This is a genomic window from Desulfovibrio piger (genome assembly GCF_012843875.1).
Lineage (GTDB): Bacteria > Desulfobacterota > Desulfovibrionia > Desulfovibrionales > Desulfovibrionaceae > Desulfovibrio.
Map to the genome: position 1 here is coordinate 1 of NZ_JABAFY010000058.1, position 13,573 is coordinate 13,573.

The window sequence follows — 13,573 nt, forward strand, 5'->3', positions numbered from 1 at the left end:
GTGCCGCCATATGGTCTCTCCTCATTGTAAGTGAAGAGATTATAACATACTTTTGAATTTGACGACACTATCTAGGACAGATTATTTTCAAGAAACGTGCAGAGGTGATCTCATGATTGCGATGGGGGACAACGTGAAGCAAAATCAGATGCTCGTGGACATTTTGGAAAGATGCGTCATGCAGCTTGGCATCCTCGTAGCTCAGGGGCAAAAGGGCGGCCCTTTGACGATGCAGGAATATGTTCAGACGCAATTGGATATTTGGCAGGTCATAGAAAAGATGCATGTAACACACCAGGAACACAGATCATCGTCTGGATGGGAAGAAAAGCCGCACATGGGGCGGCCATGCCGTTTGCTGCGCGCTGCAAGCGGGCGGCACAGACGGCGCCTGCTGCGGAAAGTACCGTGCATCCCGGTATCCGGTTAGGGAGAAGGGCAGGATTCGCAGGATATTCCGGCCAGCGCGGGCTGACGAAGCCGAAGAAAAAAGCTATGCTGTTCCAAAACTCCGGGAGCAGAATGTGCGTTGACCGTCCTGGAGTGCCGGGAATGTTCCGGAGCTGCGTATCCGCTTCCCGCGCGAACATTTTGAGCAAGGTTGGATACTATGTTTGAATCGGCAGCCCTTGGCAGAGCATGCAGTAACAAAGAATTTGAAGAAAAAGCCCCCCAGCTGCGCATGCGTCTTTTCAATGCTCAGTTGCAATGCATCGAGCGCAAGATCCCCGTCCTGATCACGGTGGCCGGCCTGGTCGGTTCCGGACGCGGCGCCATCATCAACCTTTTGTCGGAATGGATGGACAGCAAGCATGTGCAAAACCATGTTTTCTGGCTGGTGACCGACGAAGAGAAGGCCCGTCCTTGGCCCTGGCGCTTCTGGCGGCAGCTTCCTGCTGCCGGACAGACGGCGGTCTTTTATGACGGCTGGTATGGTGAGGCCATGCAGCAGCGCTGCTGCAAGGATGTGGGAGAAAACGAATTCACCGCCAGCATGCATCGCTGGCAGGCCCTGGAATCCGGGCTGGCGGAATCCGGGATGGCCATTATCAAGCTCTGGCTCCATCTCAACAAAAAGGACCATGCCCGCGCGCTCAAGGAGCGTCAGGAGAACCGGGCCCTGGTGCATTTTTCGCCATCCGACAAGAAGATCGCCGCGGATTACGATGGTATGGTCAGTGCCGCGTCCCGGGCCATCATGCTGACAGACCGCGACAATGCGCCCTGGAGCATCATCGACGCCGCGGATCCCAATTTCCGCAACCTGTCCGTGGTGAAAGCCATCATCGCGGGCATCGAGCGGACCATCGCCGCCCACGATGCCCGTGCCGCCCGCCTCAAAGTGCTGGAATCCGTGCCCGAAGTGGAAGAGGACGCCCGTGAGTCCCTGGTCTCCACCCTGGATGCCATCGACCTTTCCAGCGTGCAGGCTCCCGAACATTACCAGAAGGAACTGAAACGCCTGCAGAAGGAGATCTATCAGCTTTCGTTCCGGGCGTACAAAAAAGGCATCTCGTCCACACTCATCTTTGAAGGCTGGGATGCCGCCGGCAAGGGGGGAGCCATCCGGCGCCTCACTGCCGGGACAGATGCCCGCATCACGCGTGTCATCCCCATCAGCGCCCCTTCGGATGAAGAGCTGGCGCACCATTACCTGTGGCGTTTCTGGCGGCACATCCCCCGTGCCGGTTTCATCACCATCTATGACCGCTCCTGGTACGGCCGTGTCCTTGTGGAACGGGTGGAAAAGCTGACCCCCAAGGAAGACTGGGCCCGCGCCTATGCCGAGATCAATCATTTTGAGCATCAGCTGACCAACAACGGCAACATATTGCTCAAATTCTGGCTGCACATCTCGCCGGAGGAACAGCTGCGACGCTTTCGGGAGCGTGAGGCCATCCCGTGGAAGCGCTACAAGATCACCGATGAAGACTGGCGTAACCGTGATAAGTGGCCCGAGTACGCCCGCGCCGCGGACGAGATGTTCCTGCGTACCAGCACGGAAGATGCCCCCTGGCATGTGGTCCCCGCGGAGAACAAGAAGTATGCCCGCCTGATGGTCCTGCGCATTTACAGGGATGCCCTGAAGCGCGCCCTGCGCTGACAGGATCCCTGCAGCAGAGCCCAGGCATGGAAAAGAGCCGGAGAGCTTCTCTGGCTCTTTTTTTATGCCCGGCCGGGGACCTGCGTGCAGGACAGGACGCGACGGGAGGATACAGATTCCAGGCTCTTGCGGAAGAGCCTGGTCTGCGGCCATTTCAGGAGAGGAACGGGATGGAGCGAGGCGCATAAGGAAAGCCCGAAGGCTTTTGTACACCGCTGTGCACCGCCGCAAGTGGAGCGGAATTGTCACCGGGCGCTCACAGCGTTGACGAATGGACGGGACAGTCTGAAAGCACATCCGGGCAGGAAGCAGACCGGCGGCAAGATGCTGCCTTTTGTCCCTCCTTACTCAGTCCTGTCCGGCACCCAGCCCCTTTCAGGGAGGTGGCGCATGATTCCCTCATTTTGTCCAGTCAGTTGCAGCCGTTGTGGTCGTTCGTTCATTGCCCCCGGACCGCGTGGGCATATCTGCCCCCAGTGCCAGAAGGAACGGCGCATGAATCGGGAAAAATCGTCTGTCAGAATCCCCCGAACCACCCGGACGGCAGAATCCCGGGCACAGACGAACGTGGAGGCGCGTTCTTCCAGAGCCGTGGAGCCGGTACGCGTACCTGTACAGCTTGTGGAATCCCGCTGGCAGGACATGCTTGACCAGGGGATGCTGGCTACCTGCCCGCGCATGCACCTGACGGCATCGCGTCTTCCCTGTGGCGAGCGTTCCGAATGCTTTGGTCTTTCCCGCTGTCAGTTCGTCCCCCAGAACATGAACCGTCCTTTGCGACGTACCTTCTTCTGATATGTTTGGAAGCAACCTGTCCCAGCCGGAATTTACGCGTGTTTCTGTGGAGAAGATGATGGCAGGCAGTCCGGATATCCCGCCCCTGTGCCGTGCCTGTCCGGATTATGAACGCCAGTGCATCATTTGCGGGCATGGGCCCGTGGTCGATTTTTATACTGTGGACGGCTGTTTTGTAGACAGTTCCGACATGTGCGGCGTCTGCACCTTCGGACGGCAGGCATGCCGCGATCCCAGCCGCTGGTGAGCCGGTAGCTGCTTTCATCTGACTGAAAACAAAAGGCATCCTTTCCTCCGTGGAAGGATGCCTTTTGTCGTTGGAGGGGGCAGGGGATGCTGCCGAATCGTCACATTCCCTCTTGCAAACGGTGACGGAAAGTCGGCCTTTCATCACGGACGCGTCACCGTTTCGCCATGCGTTTTGCCCATTGTGAGCCAGTCAACTTCAACGGGAGCATTCGCATGATCCACATCAGCAATCTCAATAAAACGTTCGGCAGCAGCAAAGGCCTTTCTCACATCAACCTGCATGTGGCCCCGGGAGAGATGGTGGCCCTCATCGGCTCTTCCGGTTCCGGCAAATCCACGCTCATGCGTCACATCTGCGGTCTGACCGCCGCAGACAAGGGCGAGAGCCTGGTGCGGGTCGATAACGAGATCGTGCAGAAGAACGGCTGTATCAGCCGGGACATCCGCCGCATCCGCGCCGGTATCGGCATGATCTTCCAGCAGTTCAACCTAGTGGAGCGTATGAGCGTGGCCCGCAACGTCATGCTGGGGGCTTTGGCCCGCACTAGTCTGTGGCGCAGCCTGACCGGTGCTTTCCACACGGATGACAGGGAGCTTGCCCTTCGGGCCCTGGCCCGCGTGGGAATCGGGGAAAAGGCTTGGCAGCGCACCGGTACCCTTTCCGGCGGGCAGCAGCAGCGTGCCGCCATCGCCCGTGCTCTGGTGCAGCGTGCCCGCGTGCTGCTGGCTGACGAGCCCATCGCCTCGCTGGACCCTGAATCGGCCCGCAATGTCATGCAGACCCTGCGCGACCTCAACTAGAAGGATGGCCTCACCGTTGTGGTGACCCTGCACCAGGTGGATTACGCCATGCGCTTCTGCCCCCGTACCGTGGCCCTGAAAAAGGGCGAGATCGTTTACGACGGTCCTACGGAACGTCTGAGCCCCAGTTCCTGGCGGAACTGTACGGCGCTGAAAGCGACGAGCTTTTTGCCGCCAAGACCAGCGCCGCCCAAGAAGCGGTGACGCTGCCCGGCAGCCCTGTCCGCGAGACGTCCCGCGCTGCCTAGATCCCATCCCGAACCCTTTGCCTCACCACTTTATCCAAGGAGAAAATACATGTTTTCCCGTCTTCTTTCCGGCCTGCTGGTCTCTGCCATGCTGCTGGGCAGCGCGCTGACCGCCCAGGCGCAGCAGACCCTCAATTTCGGCATCATCTCCACCGAGGCCAGCCAGAACCTCAAGGTGCTTTGGGATCCTTTCCTCAAGGATATGAGCAAGGCCCTCGGCATGGAAGTCAAAGCCTTCTTTGCCAGTGACTATGCCGGTGTCATCGAAGGCATGCTCTTCAAGAAAGTCGACCTGAGCTGGATCGGCAACAAGGGAGCTATGGTGATGGTGGACCGCGCCAATGGCGAGGTCTTTGCCCAGACTACCGCTCCCGACGGCAGCAAGGGCTACTACTCCTGCCTGATCGTCAACAAGAAGAGCCCGCTCCAGAACCTCGACGACATGTTTGCCCAGGCCTCCAAGCTGAGCTTCAGCAATGGCGACCCCAACTCCACCTCCGGATTCCTGGTGCCAGGCTATTATGTCTTTGCCAAAAACGGCAAGGATCCCCAGAAGATCTTCGCCCGTACCGTATCGGCCAACCACGAGGCCAATGCGCTCTCTGTAGCCAACAATACCGTGGACGTGGCGACCTGCAATAATGAAGGTCTGGCCCGTCTGGCCATCACCGCACCCGAAAAGGCCAAGGAACTGCGCGTGATCTGGAAATCTCCCCTGATCCCCAGCGATCCCCTGGTCTGGCGCAAGGACCTGCCCGAAGTGACCAAGAAAAAGATCACGGATTTCATCTTCAGCTACGGCGTGAAGGGCGAGAACGTGGAGCAGGCCCGCAAGATCCTGACCGCCCTGCAGTGGGGCCCCTTCATCAAGTCCGACAACAGCCAGCTGATCCCGCTGCGCCAGCTGGAGCTGTTCCGCGCCAAGACGGTGCTGGAAGGCAACAAGGATATGGATGCCAAGGAAAAGGCCGCCAAGATCGCCGAGATCGAGCGTAAGCTGGCCGAACTCGGCAAATAGCGGGGACAGGGCACAAGGAACGCATCGTTATGGAAGCTGAAATGAAAATGGCCCTGCAGCCGCCGCGCGATCTGCGCGCCGAGACCTGCCGCCTGGTCATCTGGGGCCTTGTTCTGGCATGCTGGCCTGGGCCTGGCGCGGCGCCGAGATGAAGCCCATGGCGCTGGTGGAGCAGGGCGGCAACATCCTTACCCTGATAGCCGATTTCTTCCCGCCGGACTTTACGGACTGGGCATGTATGTGGAAGAAATGATCGTCACCCTGCATGTGGCGATCTGGGGCACCTTGCTGGCGGTCATCTGCGCGGTGCCGCTGGGCATCATGTCTTCCGAGAATATCGCTCCCTGGTGGATCTGCCAGCCGGTGCGCCGCCTCATGGATGCGGCCCGCGCCATCAACGAGATGGTCTTCGCCATGATGTTCGTGGTCGCCGTGGGCCTTGGCCCCTTTGCCGGTGTGCTGGCCCTTTGGGTGCACACCACGGGCACGCTGGCCAAGCTCTTTTCCGAGGCGGTGGAGGCCATCGAGGTCTCGCCGGTGGAAGGCGTCCGCTCTACCGGGGCCAGCTTTCTGGAAGAGATCATCTTCGGGGTCATCCCGCAGGTGTTCCCCCTCTGGATATCCTACTCGCTGTACCGCTTCGAGGCCAATGTGCGCTCTGCCACGGTGGTGGGCATGGTCGGTGCCGGCGGTATAGGCATGGTGCTGTGGGAACTGTTCCGCAGCTTCAACTTCCAGCAGACGTGCGCGGTCATGGCCATCATCGTGCTGGTGGTGACCCTGTTCGACCTGCTTTCCCAGCGTCTGCGCAAAATGGTGCTGTAAGATGGCCGCCCGTTACGCTCTCTACTACGCCCCCCACAAGGACGAGCCCCTGTACCGTCTGATGGCTCCTCTGTTCGGCCGGGACTGCCGGGACGGCAGCCGCCTGCCGGGCGGCCCCGTGGCTCCTACGGGGGTGGAACATGGTCTTTGGACATCCCTAGCAAAAACGCCGGCCCATTACGGTCTGCATGCCACGCTCAAGGCGCCTTTTGAGCTGCGCTCCACCTCGGAGGGCATGCTGGCCGCCCTGAAGAATGCCTGCCGGAAGGTGGCGGAGCGTCATGCCTCCTGGCTGACGGCGCCGCTGGGTTTGCAGCGGCTGCCCGTCCACTCCGGTGAGCGCCAGGCCTCCTTTCTGGCCCTGGTCCCCCGGCAGGGGGATAGCGCGTCGGAATCGGCCATGGCCGCTCTGGAGCGGGATTGCGTGACGGAACTGGACCGTTTCCGGGCCCCTCTCGACCAGAGGGACGTGGAACGGCGGGAGCCTTTGAGTCTTGATGAGCGGCGCAATCTCCTGCGCTGGGGCTATCACCATGTACTGGATCTGTTCCGTTTCTACATCACCCTGACGGGTCCCCTGCCTCATGAGGGGGCGGAGCAGGTGGAAGCAGCCCTGAACCAGTATCTGGAACCGGTGATCGACAAGCCCCTGGCCATGGATTCTGTGTGTCTTTTTTGCCAGGCGGACCGGGCATTGCCTTTCCGCCTGACGACCCGCTTCGCTTTGGCGCGGACCGGGAATGCCTAACATAATGACTATTGGAAGTATCATGAACATGAGTTTGCGGCAGGAACGCATGCGCCTGCTGGCGCTTGCCCCGGAGACCAGCCTTGATGAGGCCCTGTCCGGGATCAGCCTGCCTGGCTACCGCATCGTGCACGGGCCCGAAACGGGGCTCGTGATGGCCCGGGGACGCGTCGGCAATGTCGGCGATGTCTTCAACGTAGGGGAAGTGCTGGTCACCCGTTGTGTCGTCCAGCTGGAAGAAAAGACGCTTGGCCATGCCTGGATCATGGGGGAATCCCCCCGCCATGCGGAACTGGCGGCCCTGTGCGATGCCCTGTGGCAGCAGGAAAGCTACGCGGCGTTGCTGGACGAAAAGCTGCGGCCCTGCCTGGAACAGGCCATAGACGAAAAAAGAAAGGCTGCCGCCCGCGATGCGGCAGGTACGAAAGTCAACTTTTTCACCTTTGTCCGCGGAGAAGACCAGTGAGCGATCAGCAATGTTCCCGCCTGTCCTGGGCAGATCCTGTGGGACAGGCACAGCAGGTGTTCCGTCTGGCCCTTACCGCGTTGTCCCGGCCTGCCCAGACGCATGCTTTCGTGCCCTGCCCGGCGGATACCGCTGCGGATGAACTGCCTGCCGGGCTAAGCCCGGAACTGGCGGCCCTGGCCCTTTCGCTGTGCGATAACGAGACCACGGTCTGGCTGGCACCCGGACTGGATACGGAAGACGTCAGAGCCTGGTTCCGTTTCCACTGCGGCACGGTCCTGGTGGCCGAACCTGCCCAGGCCGCATTCGCCTTCGTCCCCGGTACGGAAGCGCTGCCTGATCTGCGTTGCTTCCATCAGGGAGAGGCTGAATACCCGGATCGTTCCACGACCATCTGCCTTGGCGGAGTAGAGGAGGGGGAAACGGCCGGCATCACCGCTTCCGGTCCCGGCATCGTGGGCAGCTGCACCTTTGCCTGCCGTATGCCGGAAGATTTTCTGGCCCAGTGGCAGAGCAACCATGAGCAATTCCCGCTGGGTGTGGACATGCTGCTTTGCGGGCCGGGTTGCCTGACCGGTCTGCCCCGTACGACCTGCCTGATCCCTGCCGCAGACGAGGTGTCCAAATGTATGTAGCTGTAAAAGGTGGCGAAAAAGCCATTGCCGCGGCACATGCCCTGCTTGCCCGGGAGCGGCGGGGCGATGTGCAGATTCCTAAAGTAACACTTGAACAATTGGCAGGGCAGCTCAAGCTGGCCGTGGACCGCATCATGGCCGAGGGCTCCCTGTACAGCCCCGAACTTGCCGCACTGCCTTCAAGCAGGCCCAGGGCGACGCCGTGGAAGCCATCTTCCTGCTGCGCGCCTATCGCACGACCCTGCCCCGTTTCGGTGTTTCCGAGCCCATGGATACTTCCCGCATGCGGGTGGAGCGGCGCATCTCCGCCACCTGGAAGGATCTGCCCGGCGGACAGATCCTGGGATCCACCTTTGACTATACGCACCGCCTGCTGGATCGCGGTCTGGCCGTGCCCGGGACAGCTCCCCGGGACGTGGAGCCCGAAAGGACGGCGGAAGATCTGGCGATGATGGCGGCCGATGCGCAGGCCCTGCTGCAGGAACCGCTGCCCAGAGCCATGGACGCTCTTGGGCGCGAAGGCCTGATGGAATCCGTGGCCCCTTCGCATGAAGGCAATGATTGCCCGGACATCACCCGCCAGCCGCTGGAGCTGCCGGCCGACGGTTCCGGGGACCGGGCCGTGCGCCTGCAATCCATGGCCCGTGCCGATGAAGGCTTTTTGCTGGGCATGGCCTATTCCACCCAGCGCGGTTACGGCGCTGTCCACCCCTTCACCGGGGAATTGCGCCGCGGTTTCGTGGAGCTGACCGTCATCCCGGAAGAGCTGGGCTTTGCCATCACCCTGGGCGAAGTGGAGCTCACCGAATGCGACATGGTCAGCCGGTACACCGGCCGTGCCCTCGATCCCTGCTTCACCCGCGGTTACGGGCTCGTCTTCGGCAACAACGAGCGCAAGGCCCTGTCCATGTCCATCGTGGACCGCGCCCTGCGTGCCCGGGAATTGCAGGAAGACCAGATCGGTCCTGCCCAGAACCCCGAATTCGTGCTCATGCATGGAGATAACGTGGATGCGTCCGGTTTCGTGCAGCACATCAAACTGCCGCACTATGTGGACTTTCAGGCGGAACTTTCCCTGATCCGCCAGCTGCGGGAACGTAAGCACGCGGAAGAGCAGGCTGCTGCCGCGTCCGAAAAACATGCGGAGGCCAGCCATGCCTGAGAACCTGACGACCACGCCTGCGGCCTCCGGGCTGGAAGGCTACAACTTTGCCTATCTCGATGAAGGCACCAAGCGCATGGTGCGCCGGGCCCTGCTCAAGGCAGTGGCCATCCCCGGCTACCAGGTGCCTTTTGCCAGCCGTGAGATGCCCATGCCCTACGGCTGGGGGACGGGCGGCATCCAGGTCACGGCCAGCATCATCGGCCGGGACGACGTGCTCAAGGTCATCGACCAGGGCTCGGACGATACGACCAATGCCGTTTCCATCCGTCGTTTCTTCGAACGTACCGCGGCCGTGACCACGACCACCCACACGGGAGAAGCCAGCATCATCCAGACCCGTCACCGCATCCCCGAGCAGCCCCTGCGCGAGGATCAGATCATGGTCTACCAGGTGCCCATGCCGGAGCCTCTGCGCTGGCTCGAACCCAGCGAAAAAGAGACCCGTACCCTGCATGCTTTGGAAGAGTACGGTATCATGAGCATCAAGCTGTATGAGGACATCATGCGGCATGGCGATATCGCCACCGGCTTCGACTATCCCGTAAAGGTCAATGGCCGCTACATCATGAGCCCGTCGCCCATCCCGCGTTTCGACAATCCCAAGATGCACCAGTGCCCGGCGCTGCAGCTTTTCGGTGCCGGCCGGGAAAAGCGCATCTACGCCATCCCGCCCTATACGGATGTGGTCAGTCTCGACTTTGAGGATTACCCCTTCACGCCCCAGAGCTGGGATCAGTGCTGCGCCATCTGCGGCGCCATAGACACCTATCTGGACGAGATCGTCATGGATGACGCCGGGACGCGCATGTTCGTCTGTTCCGATACCGACAATTGTGCCCGGCGCGTGGCCGGGCAGGGCGGGGCCGGGCAGGGCGGCACTGCCGCTCCCAGGGAGGAGAAATAGCCGTGAGCCTCTTGGATACCAATCTTGATCCCGTCCTTTCCGCCCGCCAGCTGACGCGGCGTTACGGCAGCCGCATCGGCTGCAAGGACGTTTCGCTGGATCTGTGGCCCGGGGAAGTCCTCGGCATCGTGGGCGAATCCGGCTCCGGCAAGAGCACGCTGCTGAACATGCTTTCCGGCCGTCTGGAACCTTCCGCCGGGTATGTCCACTACACGGCAGCTGACGGCAAGGTACTGGATATCCACAGCCTGGATGAAGCCCAGCGCCGCCGTCTGCTGCGTACCGAACTGGGCTTCGTCCACCAGCATCCCCGCGACGGCCTGCGCATGTCGGTCAGCGCCGGCGCCAATATCGGCGAGCGGCTCATGGCCAACGGGGCCCGGCATTACGGGAACCTGCGGGCCACGGCTCTGGACTGGCTGGAACGGGTGGAGATCCCCGTGCAGCGTGTGGACGATACGCCGTCCCAGTATTCCGGCGGCATGCAGCAGCGTCTGCAGATCGCCCGCAATCTGGTGACCACGCCGCGCCTCGTCTTCATGGACGAACCTACCGGCGGTCTGGACGTGTCTGTCCAGGCCCGCCTGCTGGACCTGCTGCGCCATCTGGTGCGCGACATGGGGCTGGCCGTGGTGCTCGTGACCCACGATCTGGCGGTGGCCCGGCTGCTCTCGCACCGTCTGATCGTCATGTACCACGGTGAAGTGGCGGAGACCGGTCTGACGGATCAGGTGCTGGACGATCCGCAGCACCCCTATTCCCAGTTGCTGGTCTCTTCCATCCTGCAGTGCTGACAAGGAGCGTTCACATGCATCAGTTCAACCATCCTGCCGGCGACGCTCCTGTGGTGGAGGTGCGTCACCCGTGCAAAACCTTTGTCCTGCACCAGCAGGGCGGTATCCGCATCCAAGCGCTGCAGGACGTCAATTTTGACGTGCGTGCCGGAGAATGTGTGGCCCTGCACGGGACTTCCGGGGCCGGGAAGTCGACCCTGCTCAAGACCCTGTACGGTAACTATCTGCCCAGTTCCGGGCAGGTGATCGTCCGCTGCGAAGACTGCGAGACGGATATGGCCACGGCCTCCACGCGTGCCATCAGCCGTGTACGCCGGGAATGCATCGGTTATGTCAGCCAGTTCCTCCGCGTCATCCCGCGTGTGAGTGCCCTGGATCTGGTGGCCGAACCTCTGCTGGACGCCGGTGAAGACCGTGAGACGGCCCTTGATGCCGCGCAAAAGATGCTGACCCGCCTCAACCTGCCCGAGCGCCTCTGGCATGTAGCCCCGGCTACGTTTTCCGGCGGGGAACAGCAGCGTGTGAACATCGCGCGCGGGCTCATCCGGCCCATGCCTCTGCTGTTACTGGACGAACCCACCGCCTCTCTGGACGGCATCAACCGGCAGGTGGTCATCGACCTCATCCATGAGGCTAGGCAGCGGGGCAGTGCCATCGTGGGCATCTTCCATGATGATGTGGCCCGCAATGCCGTGGCGGACAGGATCGTCCCCATGGACAGGCCGTAACCTCGCCGATCCGCAAGAACAAACGATCACAGAAGCATAATCGGAGATCATCCATGAAAGAATATGTGTTGCGTAACGCCCGGGTGGTGACGCCCACCACCGTGATGCATGGTCATGTGCTGGTGCGTGACGGCCTGGTTGCCGATGTGGACGAAGGCGACATCCAGCCCACTGCCGCCCTGGAATGCATCGACTGCGAAGGTGACTATCTGCTGCCCGGTTTTGTGGAACTGCACACCGACAATCTGGAAAAGCATCTGGTGCCCCGTCCCAAAGTTGTCTGGCCGCAGGCGGAACCCGCCTTTTTCGCCCATAATGCCCAGATCGTGGCGGCCGGTATCACGACCGTGTTCGATGCCCTGTCCGTGGGCGAATACCAGGACAAGGGGCGCATCGCCATGCTGGGCCGCGGTGTGGATGCCCTGAACCATTGCCGCCAGTCGGGCATGCTGCGTGCCGACCATCTGCTGCATCTGCGCTGTGAAGTGGCCGATCCCCGCATGCGTGACCTGTTCTTCCCCCTGTCGGACACGCCCTGCCTGAAGCTGGTCTCCCTGATGGACCATACGCCCGGGCAGCGCCAGTGGCGTGATACCACGGCCTACCGGACCTATTACAGCAATATCAAGTCCTGGACCGATGAAGAGTTCACGGCCATGATGCACGAGCTGGAAGAGGTGCGGGACAGCTGCGCCAATGATAACGCCGCCTCGGTCATGGAATTTTGCCGTCAGCGCCATCTGCCCATGGCCAGCCATGACGATACGCTGGTGGAACATGTGGAGGAAGCCCTGAGCAACGGCATCTCCATCAGCGAGTTCCCCACTACCACGGAGGCTGCCTGCTGCGCCTCGGAAAACGGGATGCTGGTCATGATGGGGGCCCCCAATGTCGTGCGCGGCGGGTCCCATTCCGGCAATGCCTCGGCTCTGGACGTGGCCAAAGAAGGGCATCTGGGGGCCCTGTCCTCCGACTACGTGCCCGCCAGCCTGCTGGCCGCGGTCTTTGAGCTGGCCGCCAAGGAGATCATGCCCCTGCCCGCAGCCGTCAATCTGGTCAGCGCCAATCCGGCCGAAAGCGTGGGGCTGGATGACCGCGGCCGCATCGATAGCGGACGCCGTGCGGACATGGTCCGCGTCCACCATATGGACGACATGCCGGTGGTCCGCAATGTCTGGCGTCAGGGCGTGCAGGTGTACTGATGCGCGGCACACTCATCTATGTCATGGGACCGTCGGGATCCGGCAAGGACAGCCTGTTGTCGGCCCTGCGGCCCCGGTTGCGCGGCCTGCCGGTAGCCTTTGCCCGGCGCTACATCAGCCGTCCTGCCTGCGCCGGAGGGGAACAGCATATGGCCCTTTCCGCCGGGAGCATCCTTTCCATGGAGGCTCGGGGGCGTCTGGCCATGCGCTGGAGCAGCCACGGCTGCCAGTACGGCATCGGCCGCTCCATCGACGGCAGTCTGGAGCACGGCATCTGCGTGATCGTCAACGGTTCTCGGGAATATCTGCCGGAAGCCCTGCGGCGCTATCCTGATCTTCTTCCCGTGCTGGTGGAGGTGGAGCCGGCCATCCTGCGGCAACGCCTGCTGGCCCGGGGAAGAGAGCAGGGCAAAGACCTGGAAGAACGTTTGCAGCGCGCTGGCACCATTGCCTGCCGCTGGCCTGGAGCGGCTCGTACGCATCGACAACTCCGGCAAGCTGGAAGCGGCGGTCGATGGCCTGGAGAATATCGTGCGGGCTGTCCTGCCGGTGCGCGGCATGCCGGGCACCCCTCAGGGAACGCAGGGCAGCGCTGCCTGAAACAAACCTTTAGAGCAGCTCTGATGAAAAAAGGGCTCCTTCCCTGTGGGGAAAGAGCCCTTTTGCTGTCCATGTCGTTGTACCGTACGCACAGCCGGCGTGTTTCCATGCGCACGGCACGACACGCGCATGCGCCGGACAAATGCGCCGGAAGCTCCAGCGACTGAGGTGAGAGCGTGCTTGAAGATTAAAGCGATACTTTAAGAATCGAGCGTTTAGAGGATGTCCGGCATGTTTTTTGATTTTAAAAGGTGTGGTAATCTCGTCCCATGAAACAAACAGATTTTCGTG

General features: G+C 61.6%; 17 protein-coding genes and 1 pseudogene. All 18 read left to right on the forward strand.

Translation table 11 applies throughout. The features are described 5' to 3' along the window. The first annotated feature begins 112 nt into the window (after nt 1-112). The 18 genes and pseudogenes from HF854_RS10955 to phnN all read left to right on the forward strand — a co-directional run bounded on the left by HF854_RS10955 (nt 113) and on the right by phnN (nt 13,449). Entirely contained in the window at nt 113-430 is a 318-nt protein-coding gene (locus HF854_RS10955) for a hypothetical protein (RefSeq protein ID WP_168936318.1), read from the forward strand. A gap of 180 nt (nt 431-610) precedes the next feature. Then, nucleotides 611-2,104: a polyphosphate:AMP phosphotransferase gene (gene pap, locus HF854_RS10960; RefSeq protein WP_168936319.1), complete on the forward strand. Its 1,494-nt coding sequence runs from the start codon at nt 611-613 to the stop codon at nt 2,102-2,104. Nucleotides 2,105-2,671: 567 nt separating this feature from the next. Next, on the forward strand, nt 2,672-2,899 hold the full coding sequence (locus HF854_RS10965; RefSeq protein ID WP_168936320.1) for a hypothetical protein: 228 nt from the start codon (nt 2,672-2,674) through the stop codon (nt 2,897-2,899). Between the two features lie 55 nt (nt 2,900-2,954). After that, entirely contained in the window at nt 2,955-3,146 is a 192-nt protein-coding gene (locus HF854_RS10970; RefSeq protein WP_168936321.1) for a hypothetical protein, read from the forward strand. Between the two features lie 215 nt (nt 3,147-3,361). Further along, a complete protein-coding gene (locus HF854_RS10975; protein WP_240937732.1) occupies nt 3,362-3,949 on the forward strand; it encodes a phosphonate ABC transporter ATP-binding protein in 588 nt (195 codons plus the stop codon). Between the two features lie 21 nt (nt 3,950-3,970). Next, nucleotides 3,971-4,153 (forward strand): hypothetical protein, encoded by a 183-nt coding sequence (locus HF854_RS12755; RefSeq protein ID WP_240937733.1) that lies wholly within the window; start codon nt 3,971-3,973, stop codon nt 4,151-4,153. Between the two features lie 93 nt (nt 4,154-4,246). Then, nucleotides 4,247-5,215 carry a phosphonate ABC transporter substrate-binding protein gene (gene phnD, locus HF854_RS10980; protein WP_168936322.1) on the forward strand — a complete coding sequence of 323 codons (969 nt, stop codon included), beginning with the start codon at nt 4,247-4,249 and terminating at the stop codon, nt 5,213-5,215. Between the two features lie 118 nt (nt 5,216-5,333). Next, nucleotides 5,334-5,468, forward strand: coding sequence for a hypothetical protein (locus tag HF854_RS12855; RefSeq protein ID WP_277347625.1), 135 nt, complete (start codon nt 5,334-5,336; stop codon nt 5,466-5,468). Continuing rightward, on the forward strand, nt 5,450-6,040 hold the full coding sequence (phnE, locus tag HF854_RS10985; protein WP_240937734.1) for a phosphonate ABC transporter, permease protein PhnE: 591 nt from the start codon (nt 5,450-5,452) through the stop codon (nt 6,038-6,040). Before HF854_RS12855 ends, phnE begins: the two co-directional genes overlap by 19 nt. Before the next feature lies 1 nt (nt 6,041). Next, nucleotides 6,042-6,788: a DUF1045 domain-containing protein gene (locus tag HF854_RS10990; RefSeq protein WP_168936323.1), complete on the forward strand. Its 747-nt coding sequence runs from the start codon at nt 6,042-6,044 to the stop codon at nt 6,786-6,788. Between the two features lie 22 nt (nt 6,789-6,810). Continuing rightward, nucleotides 6,811-7,254 (forward strand): phosphonate C-P lyase system protein PhnG, encoded by a 444-nt coding sequence (phnG, locus tag HF854_RS10995; RefSeq protein WP_205906112.1) that lies wholly within the window; start codon nt 6,811-6,813, stop codon nt 7,252-7,254. Continuing rightward, nucleotides 7,251-7,889: a phosphonate C-P lyase system protein PhnH gene (gene phnH, locus HF854_RS11000; protein ID WP_168936324.1), complete on the forward strand. Its 639-nt coding sequence runs from the start codon at nt 7,251-7,253 to the stop codon at nt 7,887-7,889. Before phnG ends, phnH begins: the two co-directional genes overlap by 4 nt. After that, nucleotides 7,880-9,051: pseudogene (locus HF854_RS11005) on the forward strand (carbon-phosphorus lyase complex subunit). The gene phnH and the pseudogene HF854_RS11005 overlap by 10 nt, the downstream one beginning before the upstream one ends. After that, nucleotides 9,044-9,958 carry an alpha-D-ribose 1-methylphosphonate 5-phosphate C-P-lyase PhnJ gene (locus tag HF854_RS11010; RefSeq protein ID WP_168936325.1) on the forward strand — a complete coding sequence of 305 codons (915 nt, stop codon included), beginning with the start codon at nt 9,044-9,046 and terminating at the stop codon, nt 9,956-9,958. The pseudogene HF854_RS11005 and the gene HF854_RS11010 overlap by 8 nt, the downstream one beginning before the upstream one ends. Before the next feature lie 2 nt (nt 9,959-9,960). Then, nucleotides 9,961-10,752: a phosphonate C-P lyase system protein PhnK gene (phnK, locus tag HF854_RS11015; RefSeq protein WP_297138640.1), complete on the forward strand. Its 792-nt coding sequence runs from the start codon at nt 9,961-9,963 to the stop codon at nt 10,750-10,752. Nucleotides 10,753-10,766: 14 nt separating this feature from the next. Further along, a complete protein-coding gene (gene phnL / locus HF854_RS11020; RefSeq protein WP_168936326.1) occupies nt 10,767-11,480 on the forward strand; it encodes a phosphonate C-P lyase system protein PhnL in 714 nt (237 codons plus the stop codon). A gap of 53 nt (nt 11,481-11,533) precedes the next feature. Further along, on the forward strand, nt 11,534-12,682 hold the full coding sequence (locus tag HF854_RS11025) for an alpha-D-ribose 1-methylphosphonate 5-triphosphate diphosphatase (protein WP_168936327.1): 1,149 nt from the start codon (nt 11,534-11,536) through the stop codon (nt 12,680-12,682). Beyond that, nucleotides 12,682-13,449 carry a phosphonate metabolism protein/1,5-bisphosphokinase (PRPP-forming) PhnN gene (gene phnN, locus HF854_RS11030; RefSeq protein WP_240937735.1) on the forward strand — a complete coding sequence of 256 codons (768 nt, stop codon included), beginning with the start codon at nt 12,682-12,684 and terminating at the stop codon, nt 13,447-13,449. Before HF854_RS11025 ends, phnN begins: the two co-directional genes overlap by 1 nt. Nucleotides 13,450-13,573 lie beyond the last annotated feature (124 nt).

Coding starts and splice junctions, on each gene's coding strand:
- HF854_RS10955 (WP_168936318.1), top strand. CDS start 113: ATGATTGCGATGGGGGACAACGTGAAGCAAAATCAGATGCTCGTGGAC.
- pap (WP_168936319.1), top strand. CDS start 611: ATGTTTGAATCGGCAGCCCTTGGCAGAGCATGCAGTAACAAAGAATTT.
- HF854_RS10970 (WP_168936321.1), top strand. CDS start 2,955: ATGATGGCAGGCAGTCCGGATATCCCGCCCCTGTGCCGTGCCTGTCCG.
- HF854_RS10975 (WP_240937732.1), top strand. CDS start 3,362: ATGATCCACATCAGCAATCTCAATAAAACGTTCGGCAGCAGCAAAGGC.
- phnD (WP_168936322.1), top strand. CDS start 4,247: ATGTTTTCCCGTCTTCTTTCCGGCCTGCTGGTCTCTGCCATGCTGCTG.
- HF854_RS12855 (WP_277347625.1), top strand. CDS start 5,334: ATGCTGGCCTGGGCCTGGCGCGGCGCCGAGATGAAGCCCATGGCGCTG.
- phnE (WP_240937734.1), top strand. CDS start 5,450: ATGTATGTGGAAGAAATGATCGTCACCCTGCATGTGGCGATCTGGGGC.
- HF854_RS10990 (WP_168936323.1), top strand. CDS start 6,042: ATGGCCGCCCGTTACGCTCTCTACTACGCCCCCCACAAGGACGAGCCC.
- phnG (WP_205906112.1), top strand. CDS start 6,811: ATGAACATGAGTTTGCGGCAGGAACGCATGCGCCTGCTGGCGCTTGCC.
- HF854_RS11010 (WP_168936325.1), top strand. CDS start 9,044: ATGCCTGAGAACCTGACGACCACGCCTGCGGCCTCCGGGCTGGAAGGC.
- phnL (WP_168936326.1), top strand. CDS start 10,767: ATGCATCAGTTCAACCATCCTGCCGGCGACGCTCCTGTGGTGGAGGTG.
- HF854_RS11025 (WP_168936327.1), top strand. CDS start 11,534: ATGAAAGAATATGTGTTGCGTAACGCCCGGGTGGTGACGCCCACCACC.
- phnN (WP_240937735.1), top strand. CDS start 12,682: ATGCGCGGCACACTCATCTATGTCATGGGACCGTCGGGATCCGGCAAG.